Genomic DNA, 18,207 nt, shown 5'->3' on the forward strand with positions numbered 1-18,207 from the left:
CCGGAGGAAACTCGCACCGCGCTCAGGGCAGCAGCGCGCCGGCCAGCGGGTGGACCGTCTCCTCGATCTCGTCGGCGACCCGGCTGAAGCACTGGTCACCACGACCCCACGGGTCGTCCAGATCGTCCGTCGGCAGCGTCGAGGCGCCCACCCGGGCATCGTGAGCGGCGGCCACCAGGGCCACACCCCGGGCGTACACGGCCTCCGGGGTCGCGTCGCCCGGCGGCAACGCGGCGGCGTCCACCGCGGCCAGCAGCCGGCCGAACTCGCCCAGGACGAACGTGCGGGCCGCCGCGTCCGGTCGCAGCGCCACCACGTACTCCTGCTGGTCGGCAGTGGCGGTCAGGACCAGGTCGGCGGCGTCGATGTGGTCCGAGCGCAGCTTGCGCGCGGCGAACCCCTCCACGTCCCCACCACGGCCGGTGACCTGCCGGGCCGCCGGCGGGTTCATCTCCTCACCCGCGTGCCAACCACCCGTGCCGGCGCTGTGGCTGTGCACCAGCCCGTCGGCCTGGGTCGGATCCTGCGCACGCCGGGTCAACCGCTCCCGCACCGCGAGGGCGAGCAGCCGCTCCGCCATCGGAGAGCGACAGATGTTGCCCATGCAGACGTGCAGGACCGTGAACGGGGGCACTCAGACCCCCCGGCCGTCGACGAGGTCCGGCACGACGTCGCGCAGCTTCTCCAACGGGATCGCACCGGCCCGCAGCAGTTGCGGCACCTCACCGGTCAGATCCACGATCGTGCTGGGCACCGGGTCCGGGCACGGCCCGGCCTCCAGGTAGGCCCGCACCGAGTAGCTGAGCTGGTCCCGTGCCTCCTCGGCGGTCACCGCGGCGGGCTGGCCGGTCTTGTTGGCCGACGAGACCGCCATCGGGCCGGTCTCGCGCAGCACCTCCAGGGCCACCGGGTGCAGCGGCATCCGCACCGCCACCGTGCCCGTCTTGTCGCCCAGATCCCACTGCAGGCTCGGCGAGTGCTCGACCACGATCGTCAGCGCACCCGGCCAGAACGCCTCCACCAGGTCCCGGGCGGCGGTGGGCAGCGAGAAGACCAACCCGTCCAGGGTGTGCCGCGAGCCGATCAGCACCGGCGGCGGCATCTGCCGACCCCGGCCCTTGGCATCCAGCAGGGCCTTGACCGCGTACGGGGTGAACGCGTCCGCGCCGATCCCGTAGACGGTGTCGGTGGGGAGGACGACAAGCTCGCCGTTCTTGACCGCCTCGATCGCCGCAGCGATGCCGCGGTCCCGATCGGCGGGCGACCGGCAGTCGTAGAGCATCACGAGGAGTCAGTCTGCCACGCCGCCCCGAGCGGGGCGTGCTGGCCGTCCGCCCGTCGGGACGCGGTGGCGTAACGGGGGCGTCCGGTGAGGTCCAGATGTGCCGTGACGGCGGTGAATCCGCAGTCCTCGGCCAGCAGGCCGGGGACCGCCGCGCCGTGGGTGTCGTCGTGCTCGACCCCGAAGACGCCGCCCGCGCGCAGCAGCACCGCCGCCCGGCCGACGACCGGACGGATCACCGCCAGGCCGTCCGCGCCGCCGAAGACCGCCTCGGCGGGGTCGTGCCCGGCCACCTCCGGCGGGACCACGACGTCGTCGGGCACGTACGGCGGGTTGCAGAGCAGCACGTCCACCGAGCCCACCAGAGCCGCCAGCAGGTCCGGCGCGGTCACGTCGGCCTCGACCACCTCGATCGGCCGGTCCCCGGCCCCGGCCCGCTCCGCCGCGTTGCGCCGCAGCCAGGCCAGCGCCTGCGGGGACCGCTCCACCGCGATCACCCGCGCACCCGGCACCTCCTGCGCCACCGCCAGCGCGATCGCGCCCGAGCCGCTGCAGAGGTCGACCACCACCGGGTCGACCCGCCCCCGGGCCTGCTCGATGCCCCAGCCGGCCAACAACTCGGTCTCCGGCCGGGGCACGAAGACACCCGGGCCGACCGACAGTTCGAGGTGCCGGAACCCGGCCCGGCCGGTCAGGTGCTGCAACGGCTCGCGCGCGGCACGCCGACGTGTCAGGCCGTCGAGCCGCGCCACCTGGTCGCCGCTGAGGTCGTCGGCGAGCGCCAGCCGACCGCGGGGCACCCCCAGCACGTACGCCGCCAGCACCTCGGCCTCCACCCGGGCCGAGCCGACCCCGGCGGCGGCGAGCGCGCGGGCCGCTCGGGCCACCGCGGCCGACGGGCGGACGGGACCTGTCCCTTCGGGGGGGTGTTGCGGCAGAGTGGTCACGCGATAATCATGATGCGTCGCGGGCGGCGCGACCAACGGGTGCGCGGGACGGCGCACACGACAGGAGGTTGGCGGGTGGGCTGGCTCGACCGGGTCGATGACCAGGTTGATGCCCTCACGCGCGCCCGCGCGTTGCAGGAGGCCAGCCGCTCCGCGGAGTCGTACGTGCTGCTGGAGCGTGTGATCCGCACCACGAACGACCCGGCGGCGCGGGCGGACGCGATGGTGCAGCGCCTCTCCGCGCTGATCAATCTCGGTCGGACGGCGGAGTACACCCGGGCCATCGAGGAGGCGTCGGCGGCCGTCCGTGATCTCGCCGAGCCGTACCTGCACGGGCACCTCAACGCACTCGCCGCCCTCGCCGCACACCACCAGGGCGCACTGGACCGTTGCGTCACACACCTCGTCCGAGCCGCCCGGGCGCTGGGCGCCGTCGAGGACCCGGACCGGGACACCGCCTGGGGTTGGCACGACCTGGCGATGGCGTACAGCTACCTCAGCTTCCACGGGTACGCCCTGGGGGCCATCGAGCGGGCCCGGCAACTCGGGCTCACCGCCGGGATCCCCGAGGAGACGTTCGCCGCGCCGGGCATCCGGCTGCGCAACGCCGTGGCACTGGACCACAACGGCGACAGCGACGGCTGCCTGCGGGTGCTCCGGGACGTGGCCGCCGACCTGGCCCGCTTCGTCCGCTCCGGGCGGGCCGGACGGCTACGCCCGAGCAGCCTCGCCGCGTACGGCTACGCGGCGGCCCGGCAGGCCGCGCTCGGCGACCAACTGGAGACCGACCGGAAGACCGAGCCGGCCCGCCTGATCAGCCACGGTGGGGACAGCGCCCGCGCCCGTGACATGCGTCAGCTCGGGCAGGTGTGCCTCGCCGTCGCCGACGGGCGGCCGATCGAGGCGGTCACCCGACTGGACACCATCCACGTGTCCAACGAGACGCTCGGGGCGGCCGAGCCGGCCCGTCTGCGCAGCATCGCGCTGGCCTGTGCCGGAGACCACCCGGCGGCGCACCGGGCCGACCGGCTGGCGTTCCGGCTCGCCGCCCAGCGCAACGATCGGCTGCGTGACGTCTACATCGACGGCATCGCCGCCCGGATCGACCACGAGGAGATGCGCCGCGAGGCGGCACGGTTCGAGGGCGAGGCGTTGACCGACCCGCTCACCGGGCTGCCCAACCGACGCCGGCTGGAGCGCTACATCACCGCCGTGGTCAGGCGGGGCGAGCGGGTGGTGATCGGTGTGTGCGATCTGGACGGCTTCAAGGCGGTCAACACCCGTCACGGGCACCACTCCGGTGACCTCGTGCTGCAACGCATCTCCGGGGTGATCAACCGGGTGATGCGCCGGGGCGACTTCGTGGCCCGCTACGGCGGTGACGAGTTCGTGGTGGTGCTGCCGGACACCGGCATGACCGAGGCCGCCGAGGTGGCCCGCCGGATCGAGGCCGCCGTCCGACTCGAAGACTGGGAGTCGCTGGTGCCGGGGACCCCGGTGGGGGTGAGCATCGGCTTCGCGGAGGTCTCCGGCGGCGGGCTGCGGGACGCGCTCAGCGTCGCCTTCGAGCAGGCCGACCGGGAGATGCTCCGCGCCAAGTCCCGCCCCCGCGCGAGCTGATCGCCCGCGCGCCGCCCACGGCGGCGCGTCCGGCCGGATGGCCGCCGGGTGCCGTCAGCGGCGGGTCAGTTCGGTGTCGCCGGCCAGCCGGGCCGCGCGGTCGGCCTCGGCGAGCGCGTCCAGCACCCCGTCCAGGTCGCCGGCGAGTGCCAGATCCAGGTTGTACGCCGTGTAGCCGATCCGGTGGTCGCTGATCCGGTTCTGCGGGAAGTTGTAGGTGCGGATCCGCTCCGAACGGTCCACGGTGCGCACCTGCGCCTTCCGGGCGTCCGAGGCGGCGGCGTCGGCCTGCTCCTGGGCGGCGGCGAGCAGCCGGGCCCGCAGGATCCGCATCGCCTGCTCCCGGTTCTGCAACTGGGACTTCTCGTTCTGGCAGGAGACGACGATGCCGGTCGGCAGGTGGGTGATCCGCACCGCCGAGTCCGTGGTGTTCACCGACTGACCACCCGGGCCGGACGACCGGAACACGTCGATCCGCAGGTCGTTGGCGTCGATGGTGACGTCGACGTCCTCGGCCTCGGGCAGCACCAGCACCCCGGCGGCGCTGGTGTGGATGCGGCCCTGCGACTCGGTGACCGGGACCCGCTGCACCCGGTGCACGCCGCCCTCCCACTTGAGTCGGGACCAGACGCCGTTGCCACCCTCCGGCACACCCTTGGTCTTGATCGACAGCGAGACGTCCTTGACCCCGCCGAGGTCGGAGTCCTGTGCGTCGATCACCTCGGTGATCCAGCCGTGCCGCTCGGCGTACCGGGTGTACATCCGCAGCAGGTCAGCGGCGAAGAGCGCCGACTCCTCACCACCCTCACCGGCCTTGATCTCGACGATCACGTCCTTGGCGTCGTGCGGGTCACGCGGGATGAGCAACTCGGCGAGGCGCTCCTCCAGCATCGGCAGGGACGCCGCGATCGCCTCGGTCTCGGCCGCGAAGGACGGGTCCTCGGCGGCCAACTCACGGGCCGCGGCCAGGTCGGCACGGGCCTGCTCCAACTCGTCGGCGGCTTTGTGCAGCGGCACCAGCGCCGCGTACCGGCGACCCACCCTGCGCGCGGTGGCCTGGTCGGCGTGGATGGCCGGATCGGCCAACCGCTTCTCCAACTCGGCGTACTCGTCGAGGAGGCCGGCCAGACGCTCGCTGCTCATGCTGCGGATGCTCCTTCGACGGTGTGACGCCGGCATGGTCGGGCCGAAGGCCGACCGCCGGGTGCGAAACAGGGCACAACGCGGACGGCGCCCGCGCCCGGTGGAAAACCGGACGCGGGCGCCGAACGAGGAGTTACTTGGCCTTCTTGGCCTGAACCTTGGCGTACTTCTGCTGGAACTTCGCGACCCGGCCGGCGGTGTCGAGAACGCGCTGCTTACCGGTGTAGAACGGGTGGCAGGCGCTGCAGGTCTCGACGTGGATCGCCCCGCCCTTGGCGGTGCTGCGGGTCGTGAACGTGTTGCCACAGGAGCAGCTGACCTCGGTGGTCACGTACTCCGGGTGGATGTTTGCCTTCATCTCGCCTCGGTCCTCTCGTTGGTGGTCGCCGGGTCGCCGTCAACACTCGTCGCGCCGTACACGACGGGCTCGGGCGTGAACCGGAACCGGTGGCCGATTGACCAGTGTGCCATGGGCCTGAGCCGACCCGGTAATCGGGCCGCACACCTCGTCCGGCATCGTCAACACGTGCTCCCCCCTCCGCATTCCCACCGCCCGGCGGGGCATTCGCCCACCCGGCGGACCGCCGCCACGTGCCCCACCGGGGGTACGCGCAACAGTGCGCGTTCCGGACGTGTCGACTCGCCCGACACGTCCGCAAGACGCACCGACCCGGAGGGGCGCCGATGACCCGACTGATCGCCACCCGAGGACTGCCCGCCTCGGGCAAGACGACCTTCGCCCGTACGCTCCAGCCGTCCGTCCTCCGGGTCAACCGGGACGACCTGCGCCGGATGTTGCACGGCGAGCGGCTCTTCACCCAGTGGGCCGAGGCGCAGGTGACAGTCGTCCAGCGGGCCCAGGTCGAGGCCCTGCTGCGGGCCCGGGCGGACGTCTGCGTGGACGACACCAACCTGCGCGGGCGGACGCTGCGGGGCTGGGCCGACCTGGCCGCCCGGCACGGTGCTGATTTCGAGGTGCACGACTTCACCGACGTGCCGCTGGACGAGTGCCTCCGGCGCGACGCCGCGCGTCCGTCCGCCGAGCAGGTAGGTGCGGACGCGATCCTCCGGCTGCACGAGCGTTACCTGAAGGGGCGCGCACTGCCGCTGCCGGTGCCGCAGGCCCGCACCGGAAGCCCCGCCGCCGTGCACACGCCGTCGAGTGAGCCACCGGAGATCGTCCTGGTGGACATCGACGGCACCGTCGCGCTGGCCGTCTCCCGCAGCCCGTACGACATGACGCGGGTGGGCGAGGACCAGCCGAACACGGCGGTGATCGCGGCGGTCCGGGCGATGCACGCCGCCGGGTACGGGGTGGTCTTCTGCTCCGGGCGGGACGCCTCCGCCCGCCCGGCCACCGAGGCGTGGCTGGCCCGGCACGTGCGGATCCCGTACCTCGGCCTGCACCTGCGTGCCGTCGGCGACTCCCGGAAGGACTCGGTCGTGAAGCGGGAGATCTACGACCGGGAGATCCGGGACCGGTTCCGGGTCGTCGGTGTCTTCGACGACCGGGTCCAGGTGGTCCAGATGTGGCGAGAGCTCGGCCTCACCGTCTTCCAGGTGGCCGACGGCGACTTCTGAGGGCGGCCTCTCGGGTACGACGAAGGGGCACGGCCCGGACGGCCGTGCCCCTTCGTCGTCGGTCACCCGGGACCTGTTACTCCCCCGGCGTCGACTTCGCGATCTGCATCAGGAACTCGATGTTGGTGCGGGACTGCTTGAGCCGGTCCAGCAGGAGATCCATCGCCGCCTGCGAGTCCAGCGAGTGCAGCACCTTCCGGAGCTTGTGGATGATGGCCAGCTCTTCGGGTGCGAGCAGGACCTCTTCCTTACGCGTACCGGACGGGTTGATGTCGATGGCCGGGAAGGTCCGCTTGTCGGCGATCTTCCGGTCCAGCTTCAGCTCCGCGTTGCCGGTGCCCTTGAACTCCTCGAAGATGACCGTGTCCGCCATGGACCCGGTCTCCACCAGCGCCGTGGCGATGATGGTCAGCGACCCGCCGTTCTCGATGTTGCGGGCCGCGCCGAGGAAGCGCTTCGGCGGGTAGAGCGCCGTGGAGTCGATACCACCCGACATGATCCGACCGCTGGCCGGAGCGGCCAGGTTGTACGACCGACCCAGCCGGGTCACCGAGTCGAGCAGCACGACCACGTCGTGGCCAAGCTCGACCAGGCGCTTGGCCCGCTCGATGGCCAGCTCGGCCACGGTGGTGTGGTCCTGCGGCGGACGGTCGAACGTGGCCGCGATGACCTCGCCCTTGATCGACCGCTGCATGTCGGTGACCTCTTCGGGCCGCTCGTCCACGAGCACCACCATGAGGTGGCACTCCGGGTTGTTGCGGGTGATCGCGTTCGCGATCGCCTGCAGCACCATCGTCTTACCCGCCTTCGGCGGTGACTGGATGAGTGCCCGCTGGCCCTTGCCGATCGGCATGACCAGGTCGATGACCCGGGTGGTCAGGATGTGCGGCTCGGTCTCCAGGCGCAGGCGCTCCTGCGGGTAGAGCGGGGTGAGCTTGTAGAACTCCGGCCGGCGCCGCGCCTCCTCCGGCTCCATCCCGTTGATGGTGTCCAGCCGCATCAGCGGGTTGTACTTGTCGCGCCGCTGGTCGCCGCTGTTGCCGCCCTCGCGGGCCGCCCGCACCGCACCGGTGATCGCGTCACCGCGGCGCAGGCCGTACTTCTTGATCTGGGACATCGAGACGTACACGTCGTTCGGGCCGGCCAGGTAGCCGGTGGTCCGGACGAAGGCGTAGTTGTCGAGCACGTCGATGATGCCGGCCACCGGGACGAGCACGTCGTCCTCGCTGACCTGCGGCTCACGGCCGCCGGTGTCGGCACCGGTCTCGGTGCGCTCGCCGCGCCCGCGGCGACGGTCCCGGAAGCGGCTGCGCCGACCGCGCCGGCCGCCGCCCTCCTCGTCGTCGCCGTCGCTGTCCCGCTCGACACGCTGACCACGGTCGTTGCGGTCGTTGCGGTCAGCGCGGTCGTTGCGCTCCGGACGATCGTTGCGCTCGGCACGTTCGCCCCGGTCGGAACGCTCCGCGCGGTCGTTGCGCTCGCCCCGGTCGGCGCGGTCGCCCCGGTCGTTGCGCTCGCCCCGCTCGGCACGCTCGCCCCGGTCGTTGCGCTCGCCCCGCTCGGTACGCTCGCCCCGGTCGTTGCGCTCGCCCCGCTCGGCACGCTCCGGACGCTCGGCCCGGTCGCGGCGATTCTCGCCGCGGTCGGTCCGCTCGCCGGCGCCAGCCTCTTCGGTACGCGCCTCTTCGGTACGGACCTCGGTCGGACGTGCCTCGGTCGGACGTGCCTCAGCGGGACGCGTCTCGGTCGGACGGGTCTCCGCTGCCGCGGTCCGGCTCCGCCGGGTGCGAGTGCGGCCCTCGGTCTCGGCGGCCGGCTCGGCGGGCGCCGGCTCGGCGCTACGCCCTTCGGCTGCCGGCCGGTCGGCGGTCTCCCGCACCTCGGCACGCACCCCCTCGCGGGTCGGGGCGGCCGCGGCCGCGACCTCGGCCCGCGGTCGAGGGGTCCCGGCGGCGTTGCCGCCCTGCCGCTCGGAGATCGCGGCGATCAGCTCGCCCTTGCGCATGCGAGCCGTGCCGGAGATGCCGAGCGACGCAGCCAGGCTCTGCAGCTCTGGCAGCAGCATCGCCGACAGACCGGTGCCGCTACGCCGCCGACGGGCGGGAGCGGCGGCGGTGGCATCGCCAGCGACGTTGGAAACATCCGACGTCACGTCGGTGGTGTCGCTCAATGGATTCCTTCCCTCGATAAAGGCCGGGACTGCCCGGAGTCGGAGCTCAGGTGGCCGGGCGGCCTCGGTGCACCCGCCTCGCAAGGACGCGTCGCGGGAGTCTGTGACACAGCAGCCGGTCGGTATCCCGACTCACCAGCGTCGGTGAGCAGGTCTCGCCGTCTGCGGCGACCTGTGGAATCTGCGGTGCGGCGTGGCCTTTGGCAGGGGTGTGACGGGCTGACCGCCGAGAGCTTCGGGGGTGCGCCGCCTCGCAGGAGATCGCGTGCTTCGCGGCTGTGCTAGGTCTAGAGCGTAATCAACTCTTCCGACCTGCGGCAACAGGGTCCCGCTCGGCGTGTCCCAGTCTACCCCGAGCAACCCGCGCACCGCTGACGTCTATCGGTAACTGCCAAATCTGCCAGTCTGTTCCCACCGGGAAGCCCGCCGGAGGCTCGCTGAACGCCAGCACGGTCGGCCCGGCACCACTGACCACAGCCGCCACATCCGCCGCTCGCAACGCTCTGACCAGGGACGATGTGCCCGGCATCCCGGGTGCGCGGTAGTCCTGGTGGAGCCGGTCGACGGTCGCCGGCAGCAACAGGGTCGGGTCGGCGGTGAGCGCGTGCACCAGCAGCGCCGCCCGCCCCGCGGTCAACGCGGCGTCCTGATGCGGCACGGTGGCCGGCAACGCGGCCCGCGCGACCGCGGTCAGCCCGTGCTCCGCCGGAACGAAAACGGTGGGCCGGACCCCGTCCGCGACCGGCAGGGAGACCGCCCGCGCGCCCTCCGGCTCGGACCAGGCCACCGTGAAGCCGCCGAGCAGGCACGGTGCGACGTTGTCGGGATGCCCCTCGATCTCGGCGGCCAGCCGGAGCGCGGCCGGGTCGTCCAGCCGGTGCTCCCCGTCGGTGACCAGGGCACGGGCCAGTAGCACCCCGGCGACGATCGCGGCGGACGAGGAGCCCAGACCGCGCGCCTGGGGGATCCGGTTGACGCACTCCACGCGCAGGCCCTCGGGGTGGGCGCCGAGCACGTCGAACGCGGCCCGCATGGCCCGCACCACCAGGTGTCGGTCGTCGGCCGGCAGCTCACCGGCGCCCTGCCCGCTCACCGTCACCCGGACCCCGCCCGACGCGACCTCGGCGGCCACGTCGTCGTAGAGCCCGAGGGCGAGACCCAACGCGTCGAAGCCCGGACCCAGGTTGGCGCTGGTCGCGGGGACCCGGACACGGACCGGCCCGGCGGTGAAGTTCGTCGGCACGCGCTCATGCTAGGTGTGTCAAGGTCCTCGGTCGAGGTCGGCTGCCCGCGGCCCGGGGATCGACAGACTCAGCCGGCCGGGCTCGGCACCTGCTCCGCAGCCGGATCGCTGAGCGTGAGCCGGCGGGTGGCGATCCGCCAGCCAACCGCGTACACGAGGGTGATCAACCCGCAGCCGGCGAGCACCACCCGTTCGTCCACCACGTCCACCACCAGGGCCACCGCCAGCTGACTCACCGAGATCGCCAACGTCGCGAGCATCATGTCGGTGGCGAAGACACGCCCCCGCAGGCGGTCCGGAACCTCGCCCTGGAGGGCGAAGTTCGACATCACCCAGTTGCTGCCGCCGGCGAAGTGCGCCACGAAGACCAGCAGCAGCACCAGCGGAAACCAACGCGCCACCGATGCGCCCAGATAGGACAGCCCGTAGAGCGACATCGACAGCGCGAGCCCCGGCAGCAGCCACGCCCGCCTGGTGAGCACCCGGCGCATCAGGATCGGCCCCACCAGCGCCCCGGCGCCGCGCACCGCGAAGAGCAGGCCGGCGCCGAGCGAGCCGACGCCGTACACGCCGGCCAGCAACGGAAACACGGTAAGCACGCCGTTGCCCAGGCCCACCGCCGACTTCACCGTGACCAGCGCGAGCACCCGGGGGCGGTGACCGATGTAGCCGAGCGCCTCGCGGACCGCGGCCCAGGTCCGCTGGGGCGGCAGGTCGGTGTCGCGTGGTGCCTGCAACGGCCGGCGGATCCGCGTGGCGAGGGCCGCGGCCAGCACCAGGCCCACCGCCGCCACCCAGAAGCAGGCGTACGGGCCGGCAGCGGTGCTGAGGACGCCGCCGAGCGAGGCACCGACCACGGTCATGGTGCCCCAGGCCGAGCCGGCCACGGCGTTGCCGGCGGCCAACTCGTGCGGCTCCAGCACGTTGGGCAGCGCGGCCTGGGCGGCCGGCGAGTAGAACGCCTTGGCCACCGCGACCACCCCGATCGCGACAAGCGCCAGCCACGCCGTTCCGGCGCTGCGCACGCCGAGCAGCAACAACACACCCACCAGGGTGGCCACGTTGGCGCCGATCATGATCTTCCGGCGGTCGACGCGGTCGGCGATGGTGCCGGTGTACGGCAGCAGCAGCGCCACGATGCCGGTGTCCACCGCCAACACCAGCGCGCCCCAGACCCCGCTGCCGGTCAGCTGCGGCAGCAGCACCAGCAGCGGCACCATGACGAACCAGTCGGCGCCGAAGACCACCAGTTCGGCCAGGAAGAGATTGCGGAAGCTTCGATTGCCGGTCAGGACCGAGAGGGTGGACGCCACGGAGCGGGACCCTACCGGGCCGGTGAGGGTGTCGGCCGCGCACCCGCTGCGAGCAGCGCGGAGACGGTGACGAACGTGAAACCCCGCGCCCGCAGCCCGTTGATCATGTCCGGCAGGCCGCGGAGCGCGACCAGACGTCGCCGGTCACCGACGTCGTGCCCGAGCACGATCGTCCCCGGCCGGACCTCGGTCGTGATCCGCCGGGCATGGCCGGCCGGGTCGTCCGGAAACTCGCGCTCCACCATCTGTAACGACCAGAGCACCAGTCGATAGTCGAGCCGCGCCGCGGCGTGCAGCACCGCCCCACCCAGGTGACCGTACGGCGGGCGGACCAGTTGGGGTGCGCTTCCGGTCGCGTCGACGATCGCGTCGTGGCTGCGGCTCAGGTCGTCGTACACCTCGGCGGCGTCCATCTGGGCCAGATCGCGGTGTCTCCAGCTGTGGTTGCCCACCTCGTGGTCGGCGAGCCGACCGCGGACGACGTCGGCGTGCCGCTTGGCCTGTGCCCCGACCAGGAAGAAGGTGGCCGGCACCCGGTGCTGGGCCAGGGCGTCCAGGACCATCGGGGTCCACTGTGGCGCCGGGCCGTCGTCGAAGGTGAGTGCCACAAGCCGTTGCCCGGTCGGCACCGACCAGATGACCGCCACCTCACCGGAGTCGACTCCCCGCCCGTTGCCGAGCGTGGCGCTGGCCGGGCCTCCGGCGAGCGGCAACCGCCGACGGGTGCTCCGCCACGCCTCGGCTGCCCCCACGCCGACGGCCACGCCGCCCACCACCAGGGTGCTCCGGCGCAGCAGGTCGCGCCGGGACCAGCCGCGCGCGCCCTCGCTCATCCGTCCGCCCCACTCCGCACAGCACATCCAACAGACCACTAGGAGTATGCAAGATGTGACGCAAAGTGCAGGTCCGGATTCTCCCATCGGAGTGTCCCCCGAGCCGGGTAGCCGCAACGCCCCCGGCGGAGACCACCGGGGGCGTTGCGCAGTGCCTGTCGGAGTCAGGCCCTACTCGGTCGGCTCCGACGGAGGCAGCGGCGAGGTACGGCTACGGGGCAGCCGCAGCACCTCGAACTGGTCCGTGCCGTCCACCAGCGCACCCGACGGTGCGGCCCCGGCCGTCGCCGGTGCGGACACGTCACCGGGCACCGCCACCTGGTTCGGGCTCGTCGCCTCGTCGGTCTCCGCAGCCGTCACCGCCGGCTCGCCGGAGCGCCGCCGGTCGCGTCGGGCCCGCAGCGACTCCTTGGTGTGCTCCACCATCGTGTAGAGCGTCGGCACCAGGATCAGGGTGAGCAGCGTGGAGCTGAGCAGACCGCCGATCACCACCACCGCCAGCGGCTGCGAGATGAAGCCGCCCTCGCCGGTCAGCCCGAAGGCCATCGGCAGCAGCGCGAAGATGGTCGCCACGGCGGTCATCAGGATCGGGCGCAGTCGACGCCGGCCGCCCTCGACCACCGCCTCGCCGACCCCCATGCCCTGCGCCCGGTACTGGTTGATCAGATCGAGCAGCACGATCGCGTTCGTCACCACGATGCCGACGAGCATCAGCACACCGATCAACGCCGGCACGCCGAGCGGCGTCCCGGTGACCAGCAGCAGGCCGATCGCGCCTGTCGACGCGAACGGGATGGAGATCAGCAGGATCAGCGCCTGGGTGAGGCTGCGGAACGTGGCCACCATGATCAGGAAGACGATCGCGATCGCCACCAGCACCGCCAGGCCCAGATCACCGAAGGCGTCCGCCTGGTCCGCGCTGACGCCACCGATCGTGAAACTCGCGCCCGGCACGTCGATGCCGTCCAGCCGCTTCTGCAGCTCCTTGCTCGTCGCGCCCAGGTTCGAGCCGGTCGCCGCACCGGTCACCGACACGCTGCGTTCACCGTCGATCCGGGTGACCTGCTGCGGCCCCTCGCTCTGGGTGACGTCCGCGATGTCGTCCAGCTTGACCGAACCCACCGGCAGCGCCCGCAACTCCTCCACCGTCAGCGGCGGCTGCGAGCCCAGCCGCAGGACGACGTTCTGCTGCTGGCCGTCGAGCGCTACCTCACCCAGCGGCGCTCCCCGGAACGCCTGCGACACGAGCTGCCCCACGGCGGCCTCGGTGAGCCCAGCCCGACCGGCGGCGACCCGGTCGACAGTCACGTCGACCCGCGGCACCCGCTCGGCCAGGCTGGTGGAGACGTCCTCGACGTCCGGGACACCGGCCATCGCCGCCCGAGCCTCCTCGGTGGCCCTGGTCAGTGCCTCCGGGTCGCCGGCCTGGACGATCACCTCCAGCTGGCTGGTCGACGCCTCCTGCCCGCCACCGAAGCTGATCTCACCCACACCGGCGCCGAGCCTGTCGAACTCCTTGCGCAGCACCTCACGCATCTGCTTCGCGTCCGTGTCACCGTCGAGCGCCAACGACCAGTTGGCGACGTTGTTGCCGCCACCGCCGGCCCACGGGTTGTCCCCACTGCCCACGCTCACCTGGTACGTCTCGACGCCCTTGGTGGCCGACAGCACCGACTCGACCTGCTTGGCCGCCGCGTCGGTGGCCGCCAGGCCACTGCCGGCCGGCAACTCCTGACTCATGTTCAGGGTGTCCTGGCCGGAGTCGTCCAGGAAGTTGGTCTCCAGCTTCTGAGCCAGGCCGAAGGTGCCGAAGAGCACCAGCAGACCGAGCCCCACGGTGATCCACCGGGTCGACCGCTTGCGGGTGGCGAACCCGACCACCGGCAGGTACGCCCGCTGCAACGGGCTGCGCAGCTCCTTCTCCTCCGCGACACGTCGCACCGCCTCGTCGTCCGCGGTGCCGCCACGCGGCTTGAGGAACCAGTACGCGAGCACCGGGATCACGGTCAGCGACACCAGCAGCGAGGCGAGCAGCGCCACCGTCACGGTGATCGCGAACGGTGCGAAGAGCTGACCCACGAACCCGCCGACCAGCGCGATCGGCGCGAACACCGCCACCGTGGTGAGGGTGGACGCGGTCACGGCACCGGCCACCTCGCGGACGGCGGTGACGATGGCGTGCCGCTTCTCCTCGCCGTACTCCAGATGTCGTTTGATGTTCTCCAACACCACGATCGAGTCGTCCACCACCCGGCCCACCGCGATGGTCAGCGCGCCGAGGGTGAGCAGGTTGAGCGAGTAGTCGCCGATCCACAGGGCGATCAACGCCACCAGCACGGAGAGGGGGATGGAGACCGCGGTGACCACCGTCGACCGCACCGACAGCAGGAAGACGAGGATGACGAGGACCGCCATCACCAGGCCGAGCAGGCCCTCGGTGGTCAACGACTCGATCGACTTCTCCACGAACGGCGCCTGGTCGAAGACCACCGTCAGCTCCGCGCCGGAGGCGTCCCTCAGGTCGGCGAGCCGGTCGCGGATCTCGTGCGAGATCTGCACGGCGTTGCCGTCCGGCGCGGCGGTGACCGCGATGCCGAGGCTGTCCCTGCCGTTGGTCCGGGTGATCGCGGTGGCCGGCGCGAGCTGCTGCTCGACACTCGCCACATCACCGAGGCGGACCGGTGACGCGCCCGGGGTGATGACGATGCCGCGCAGATCCTCCAGGCTGGCGATCGGCGTACCGACCTGCACCGGAAGGGTCAGCCCGTCGTCGGTCACCGCGCCGGCCGGAACCGCCACACCGTTCGTCTTCAGTGCCGCGCCGATCGCCGTCGGCTGCACCTGCGCCGCGGCCAGCTTCGCCGGGTCCGGGGTGACCACCACGAGGTCGTCGCGGGCGCCGGTCACCTCGACCGTGCGGACCCCCTCGATGCCCTCCAGCTCCGGCACCACTGTCGCCCGCAGCTTCTCGGCCAGCGCCCGCTCGTCCGCCGCGCCGGCCGCGGCCAGCACCACCGCCGGCAGGTCGTCGGTGCTACCCGCGATGACCTGGGGGTCGACGCTCGACGGCAGCTGGGCGTCGATCCGGCTCAGCGCGGTCTGCATCTTGTTGACCACGTCGTCCAGGTCGGTGCCGAACTCGTACGTCACCTGGACGGTGGCCGACCCCTCGCGGGACGTGGAGGTGACCTCGTCCAACCCCGGGATGCCCTGGAGGGCGTTCTCGATCGGCTCGGTCACCTGCGACTCGACGATCTCGGGGCCGGCACCGGGATAGGCGGCCACGATGAACGCGGCCGGGAACTCGAGCGACGGCAGCAGTTGCTGCTTCAGCGACGGAACGGCGAACGCTCCGAACGCCGTGGTCACCACCGCGATGAGGGCGATCAGCCCTCGGTTGGCGAGGCTGAATCTGGCGAGCAGCGACATCGGCCTGGTTCACTCCTGAACGAGAATGCGGGCGGGGATACCCGAAAGTGTGCCGGACTCACATAGCCCGACCCCCGCCGCCCCCGGGCCGTCCCGCCGCCGGCCCGCCGCCGATCAGCAGCCGGACGGTGGCGCGCTCAGGCCAGGTCGAGGGCGCGGGCGGCGGCCATCGGGTCGTTCGCGATGGTCAGCGGCGCCGGGGCCGTGGAGATCGCCCACTCCGGGTCCTTCAGGCCGTGACCGGTCACCGTGCAGACCACGGTCGACCCGGGCGGCACCGCGCCCGCCGCGGCCTGCTGGAGCAGGCCGGCCACGCTGGCCGCGCTGCCCAACTCCACGAAGACACCCACCTCGCGGGCGAGCAGCCGGTACGCGGAGAGGATCTCCCGGTCGGTCACCGCGGCGATCAGACCACCGGAGGCCTCCCGGGCGTCCAACGCCTTGGTCCAGCTCGCCGGGTTGCCGATCCGGATGGCGGTGGCGATCGTCGACGGCTCCGGCACCACCTGGCCGGTCACGATCGGGGCCGCACCGGAGGCCTGGAAGCCGTACATCTTCGGCGCGCGGGTGGTGGCGCCGGCGGCCCGCTCCTCCGCGTAGCCCATCCAGTAGGCGGAGATGTTGCCGGCGTTGCCGACCGGCAGGCAGTGGATGTCGGGCGCATCACCGAGCGCCTCGACGATCTCGAAGGCGGCGGTCTTCTGGCCGTGCAGCCGGTCGATGTTGACCGAGTTGACCAACGCGACCGGGTGGTCCTGAGCGAGCTTCGCGGCGAGCGACAGGCAGTCGTCGAAGTTGCCACTGACCTGGAGCAGCTTCGCGCCGTGCACCAGGGCCTGGGCCAGCTTGCCCAACGCGATCTTGCCCTGCGGCACCAGCACCGCGCAGGTCAGCCCGGCCCGCGCCGCGTACGCCGCGGCGGAGGCGCTGGTGTTGCCGGTGGAGGCGCAGATGATGGCCTTGTTGCCGGCCTCGACCGCCTTGGACACCGCGAGGGTCATCCCCCGGTCCTTGAAGGAGCCGGTCGGGTTGGCACCCTCCACCTTGAGGTGCACGTCGCAGCCGATCCGCGCGGACAGCACCGGCGCGGGCAACAGCGGGGTGTTGCCCTCGTGCAGCGTGACGACCGGCGTGGCCGCGGTGACCGGCAGCCGATCCCGGTACGCCTCGATCAGACCCCGCCACATGTCGTTCTCCTCGCCTCTGACACTGCGCCGACCCGCGCATCGGGCCACCTTGGACCAGCCTGCCGGAGTGGTCAAGGGCACACCCCGGCTTACCCACCTGGCGGGACGCGCGAGCCAGCCCCACCCATGGTGTCAACGAATCAGGCGCCGCCCTCGACCCGCAACACACTGGTCACGGACCGGACAATGTCCAGACCGCGCAGCTCTCCGACTGTCGCGGCGAGCGCGGCATCCGGTGCGACGTGGGTGACGATGACCAACTCGGCGTCGCCGTCACGGCCGGGCGACCCACTCGCCGAACCCTGCCGCACCGTCGCGATCGACACGTCGTGCCGGGCGAACACGTTCGCCACGGAGGCCAGCGCACCGGGACGGTCGGCCACGTCGAGGCTCACGTGGTAGCGGGTCAACGCCTCGCCCATCGGCCGGACCGCCAGGTCCGCGTACGCGCTCTCGCTGGCCGCGCGCACCCCGGCGAGCCGGTTGCGGGACACCGCGACCACGTCACCGAGCACCGCGCTGGCGGTCGGCGCACCCCCGGCGCCCCGACCGTAGAACATCAGCTGCCCGGCCGCGTCCGCCTCCACGAAGACCGCGTTGAACGCGTCGCCGACGCTGGCCAGCGGGTGGCTGCGCGGGATCATCGCCGGGTGCACCCGAACGCTGACGGTCTCCCGGCCGGTGCGGTCGACGCCGCGGGCCGCGATGCAGAGCAGCTTGATCGTGCAGCCCATCGCCTGGGCGCTGGCCATGTCCGCGGCGGTCACCTCGGTGATGCCCTCACGGTGCACGTCGGCGGCGCCGACCCGGGTGTGGAACGCCAGCGAGGCGAGGATCGCCGCCTTCGCCGCGGCGTCGAAGCCCTCCACGTCGGCGGTCGGGTCGGCCTCCGCGTACCCCAGGGAGGTTGCCTCCTCCAGTGCCTCGGCGAACCCGGCGCCTGTCGCGTCCATCGCGGAGAGGATGAAGTTGGTGGTGCCGTTGACGATGCCGGTGACCCGGTTGATCCGGTCACCGTGCAGCGACTCGCGCAGCGGGCGCAGCAGCGGGATGGCGCCGGCCACGGACGCCTCGTAGTAGAGGTCGCCGCCGCCCTCGGCCGCCGCCTCGTGCAGGGCCACACCATCCTCGGCGAGCAGCGCCTTGTTGGCGGTGACCACGCTCTTGCCGGCCCGCAGCGCCTCGACCAGCCAGCCTCGGGCCGGCTCGATGCCGCCCACCACCTCGATCACCACGTCCACGTCGTCGCGCTTGATCAGGCCGAGCGCGTCGGTGGTGAACAGGGCCTCGTCGACGGGCAGATCACCCCGATCGCGGCCGAGCCGACGGACGGCGATGCCGGCGATCTCCAGTGGAGCGCCGATCCGCGCGGTGAGGTCGGCCGACTGCTCGTGCAGCAGCCGGACCACCTCCTGGCCGACAGTGCCACAACCGAGCAGCGCCAAGCGCACAGGTGACG

14 protein-coding genes are annotated in these 18,207 nt (G+C 72.4%); 2 read left to right on the plus strand and 12 right to left on the minus strand.

The genetic code is table 11. The features are described from left to right. Positions 1-22: 22 nt before the first annotated feature. The 3 genes from ACGFIQ_RS11085 to prmC are packed head-to-tail and all read right to left on the minus strand — an operon-like array spanning position 23 to position 2,229. Positions 23-634 carry a phosphotyrosine protein phosphatase gene (locus ACGFIQ_RS11085; protein WP_393242571.1) on the minus strand — a complete coding sequence of 204 codons (612 nt, stop codon included), beginning with the start codon at positions 632-634 and terminating at the stop codon, positions 23-25. Next, positions 635-1,282 carry an L-threonylcarbamoyladenylate synthase gene (locus tag ACGFIQ_RS11090; protein ID WP_204945979.1) on the minus strand — a complete coding sequence of 216 codons (648 nt, stop codon included), beginning with the start codon at positions 1,280-1,282 and terminating at the stop codon, positions 635-637. Next, positions 1,282-2,229: a peptide chain release factor N(5)-glutamine methyltransferase gene (prmC, locus tag ACGFIQ_RS11095; protein WP_393242573.1), complete on the minus strand. Its 948-nt coding sequence runs from the start codon at positions 2,227-2,229 to the stop codon at positions 1,282-1,284. Before prmC ends, ACGFIQ_RS11090 begins: the two co-directional genes overlap by 1 nt. A gap of 75 nt (positions 2,230-2,304) precedes the next feature. Between prmC and ACGFIQ_RS11100 the strand changes: the two genes are divergently transcribed. Then, positions 2,305-3,849: a diguanylate cyclase domain-containing protein gene (locus tag ACGFIQ_RS11100; protein WP_393242575.1), complete on the plus strand. Its 1,545-nt coding sequence runs from the start codon at positions 2,305-2,307 to the stop codon at positions 3,847-3,849. A gap of 54 nt (positions 3,850-3,903) precedes the next feature. Here the strand turns inward: ACGFIQ_RS11100 and prfA are convergent, their stop codons facing one another. Both prfA and rpmE read right to left on the minus strand, forming a co-directional pair. After that, complete coding sequence (prfA, locus tag ACGFIQ_RS11105) at positions 3,904-4,992, minus strand: peptide chain release factor 1 (RefSeq protein WP_393242577.1); 1,089 nt, start codon at positions 4,990-4,992, stop codon at positions 3,904-3,906. 133 nt (positions 4,993-5,125) lie between these two features. Continuing rightward, positions 5,126-5,350 carry a 50S ribosomal protein L31 gene (rpmE, locus tag ACGFIQ_RS11110; RefSeq protein ID WP_007464546.1) on the minus strand — a complete coding sequence of 75 codons (225 nt, stop codon included), beginning with the start codon at positions 5,348-5,350 and terminating at the stop codon, positions 5,126-5,128. Positions 5,351-5,676: 326 nt separating this feature from the next. On the opposite strand from rpmE, the gene ACGFIQ_RS11115 reads away from it, so the two are divergent. Then, entirely contained in the window at positions 5,677-6,573 is an 897-nt protein-coding gene (locus tag ACGFIQ_RS11115) for an AAA family ATPase (RefSeq protein WP_393242579.1), read from the plus strand. Between the two features lie 76 nt (positions 6,574-6,649). Here the strand turns inward: ACGFIQ_RS11115 and rho are convergent, their stop codons facing one another. The 7 genes from rho to ACGFIQ_RS11150 all read right to left on the minus strand — a co-directional run bounded on the left by rho (position 6,650) and on the right by ACGFIQ_RS11150 (position 18,199). Then, positions 6,650-8,743, minus strand: a complete 2,094-nt coding sequence (gene rho / locus ACGFIQ_RS11120) for a transcription termination factor Rho (protein ID WP_393242581.1) — start codon at positions 8,741-8,743, stop codon at positions 6,650-6,652. A gap of 298 nt (positions 8,744-9,041) precedes the next feature. Next, positions 9,042-9,986: a homoserine kinase gene (thrB, locus tag ACGFIQ_RS11125; RefSeq protein ID WP_393242583.1), complete on the minus strand. Its 945-nt coding sequence runs from the start codon at positions 9,984-9,986 to the stop codon at positions 9,042-9,044. 68 nt (positions 9,987-10,054) lie between these two features. Then, entirely contained in the window at positions 10,055-11,299 is a 1,245-nt protein-coding gene (locus ACGFIQ_RS11130) for an MFS transporter (RefSeq protein WP_393242585.1), read from the minus strand. An 11-nt stretch (positions 11,300-11,310) separates the two neighbouring features. Next, positions 11,311-12,132 (minus strand): polysaccharide deacetylase family protein, encoded by an 822-nt coding sequence (locus ACGFIQ_RS11135; protein WP_393242587.1) that lies wholly within the window; start codon positions 12,130-12,132, stop codon positions 11,311-11,313. Positions 12,133-12,303: 171 nt separating this feature from the next. Further along, a complete protein-coding gene (locus ACGFIQ_RS11140) occupies positions 12,304-15,561 on the minus strand; it encodes an efflux RND transporter permease subunit (RefSeq protein ID WP_393242589.1) in 3,258 nt (1,085 codons plus the stop codon). Positions 15,562-15,698: 137 nt separating this feature from the next. Then, a complete protein-coding gene (gene thrC / locus ACGFIQ_RS11145) occupies positions 15,699-16,748 on the minus strand; it encodes a threonine synthase (protein ID WP_393242590.1) in 1,050 nt (349 codons plus the stop codon). A gap of 140 nt (positions 16,749-16,888) precedes the next feature. Beyond that, entirely contained in the window at positions 16,889-18,199 is a 1,311-nt protein-coding gene (locus tag ACGFIQ_RS11150; RefSeq protein ID WP_393243183.1) for a homoserine dehydrogenase, read from the minus strand. Positions 18,200-18,207 lie beyond the last annotated feature (8 nt).

This window comes from Micromonospora sp. NPDC048898 (genome assembly GCF_043198035.1).
Taxonomy (GTDB): Bacteria; Actinomycetota; Actinomycetes; order Mycobacteriales; family Micromonosporaceae; genus Micromonospora.

What these genes read in the sequence shown, in the direction of transcription:
- ACGFIQ_RS11090 (WP_204945979.1), bottom strand. Translation starts at nt 1,282, where the DNA reads ATGCTCTACGACTGCCGGTCGCCCGCCGATCGGGACCGCGGCATCGCT.
- prfA (WP_393242577.1), bottom strand. Translation starts at nt 4,992, where the DNA reads ATGAGCAGCGAGCGTCTGGCCGGCCTCCTCGACGAGTACGCCGAGTTG.
- rpmE (WP_007464546.1), bottom strand. Translation starts at nt 5,350, where the DNA reads ATGAAGGCAAACATCCACCCGGAGTACGTGACCACCGAGGTCAGCTGC.
- ACGFIQ_RS11115 (WP_393242579.1), top strand. Translation starts at nt 5,677, where the DNA reads ATGACCCGACTGATCGCCACCCGAGGACTGCCCGCCTCGGGCAAGACG.
- ACGFIQ_RS11135 (WP_393242587.1), bottom strand. Translation starts at nt 12,132, where the DNA reads ATGAGCGAGGGCGCGCGCGGCTGGTCCCGGCGCGACCTGCTGCGCCGG.
- ACGFIQ_RS11140 (WP_393242589.1), bottom strand. Translation starts at nt 15,561, where the DNA reads ATGTCGCTGCTCGCCAGATTCAGCCTCGCCAACCGAGGGCTGATCGCC.
- thrC (WP_393242590.1), bottom strand. Translation starts at nt 16,748, where the DNA reads ATGTGGCGGGGTCTGATCGAGGCGTACCGGGATCGGCTGCCGGTCACC.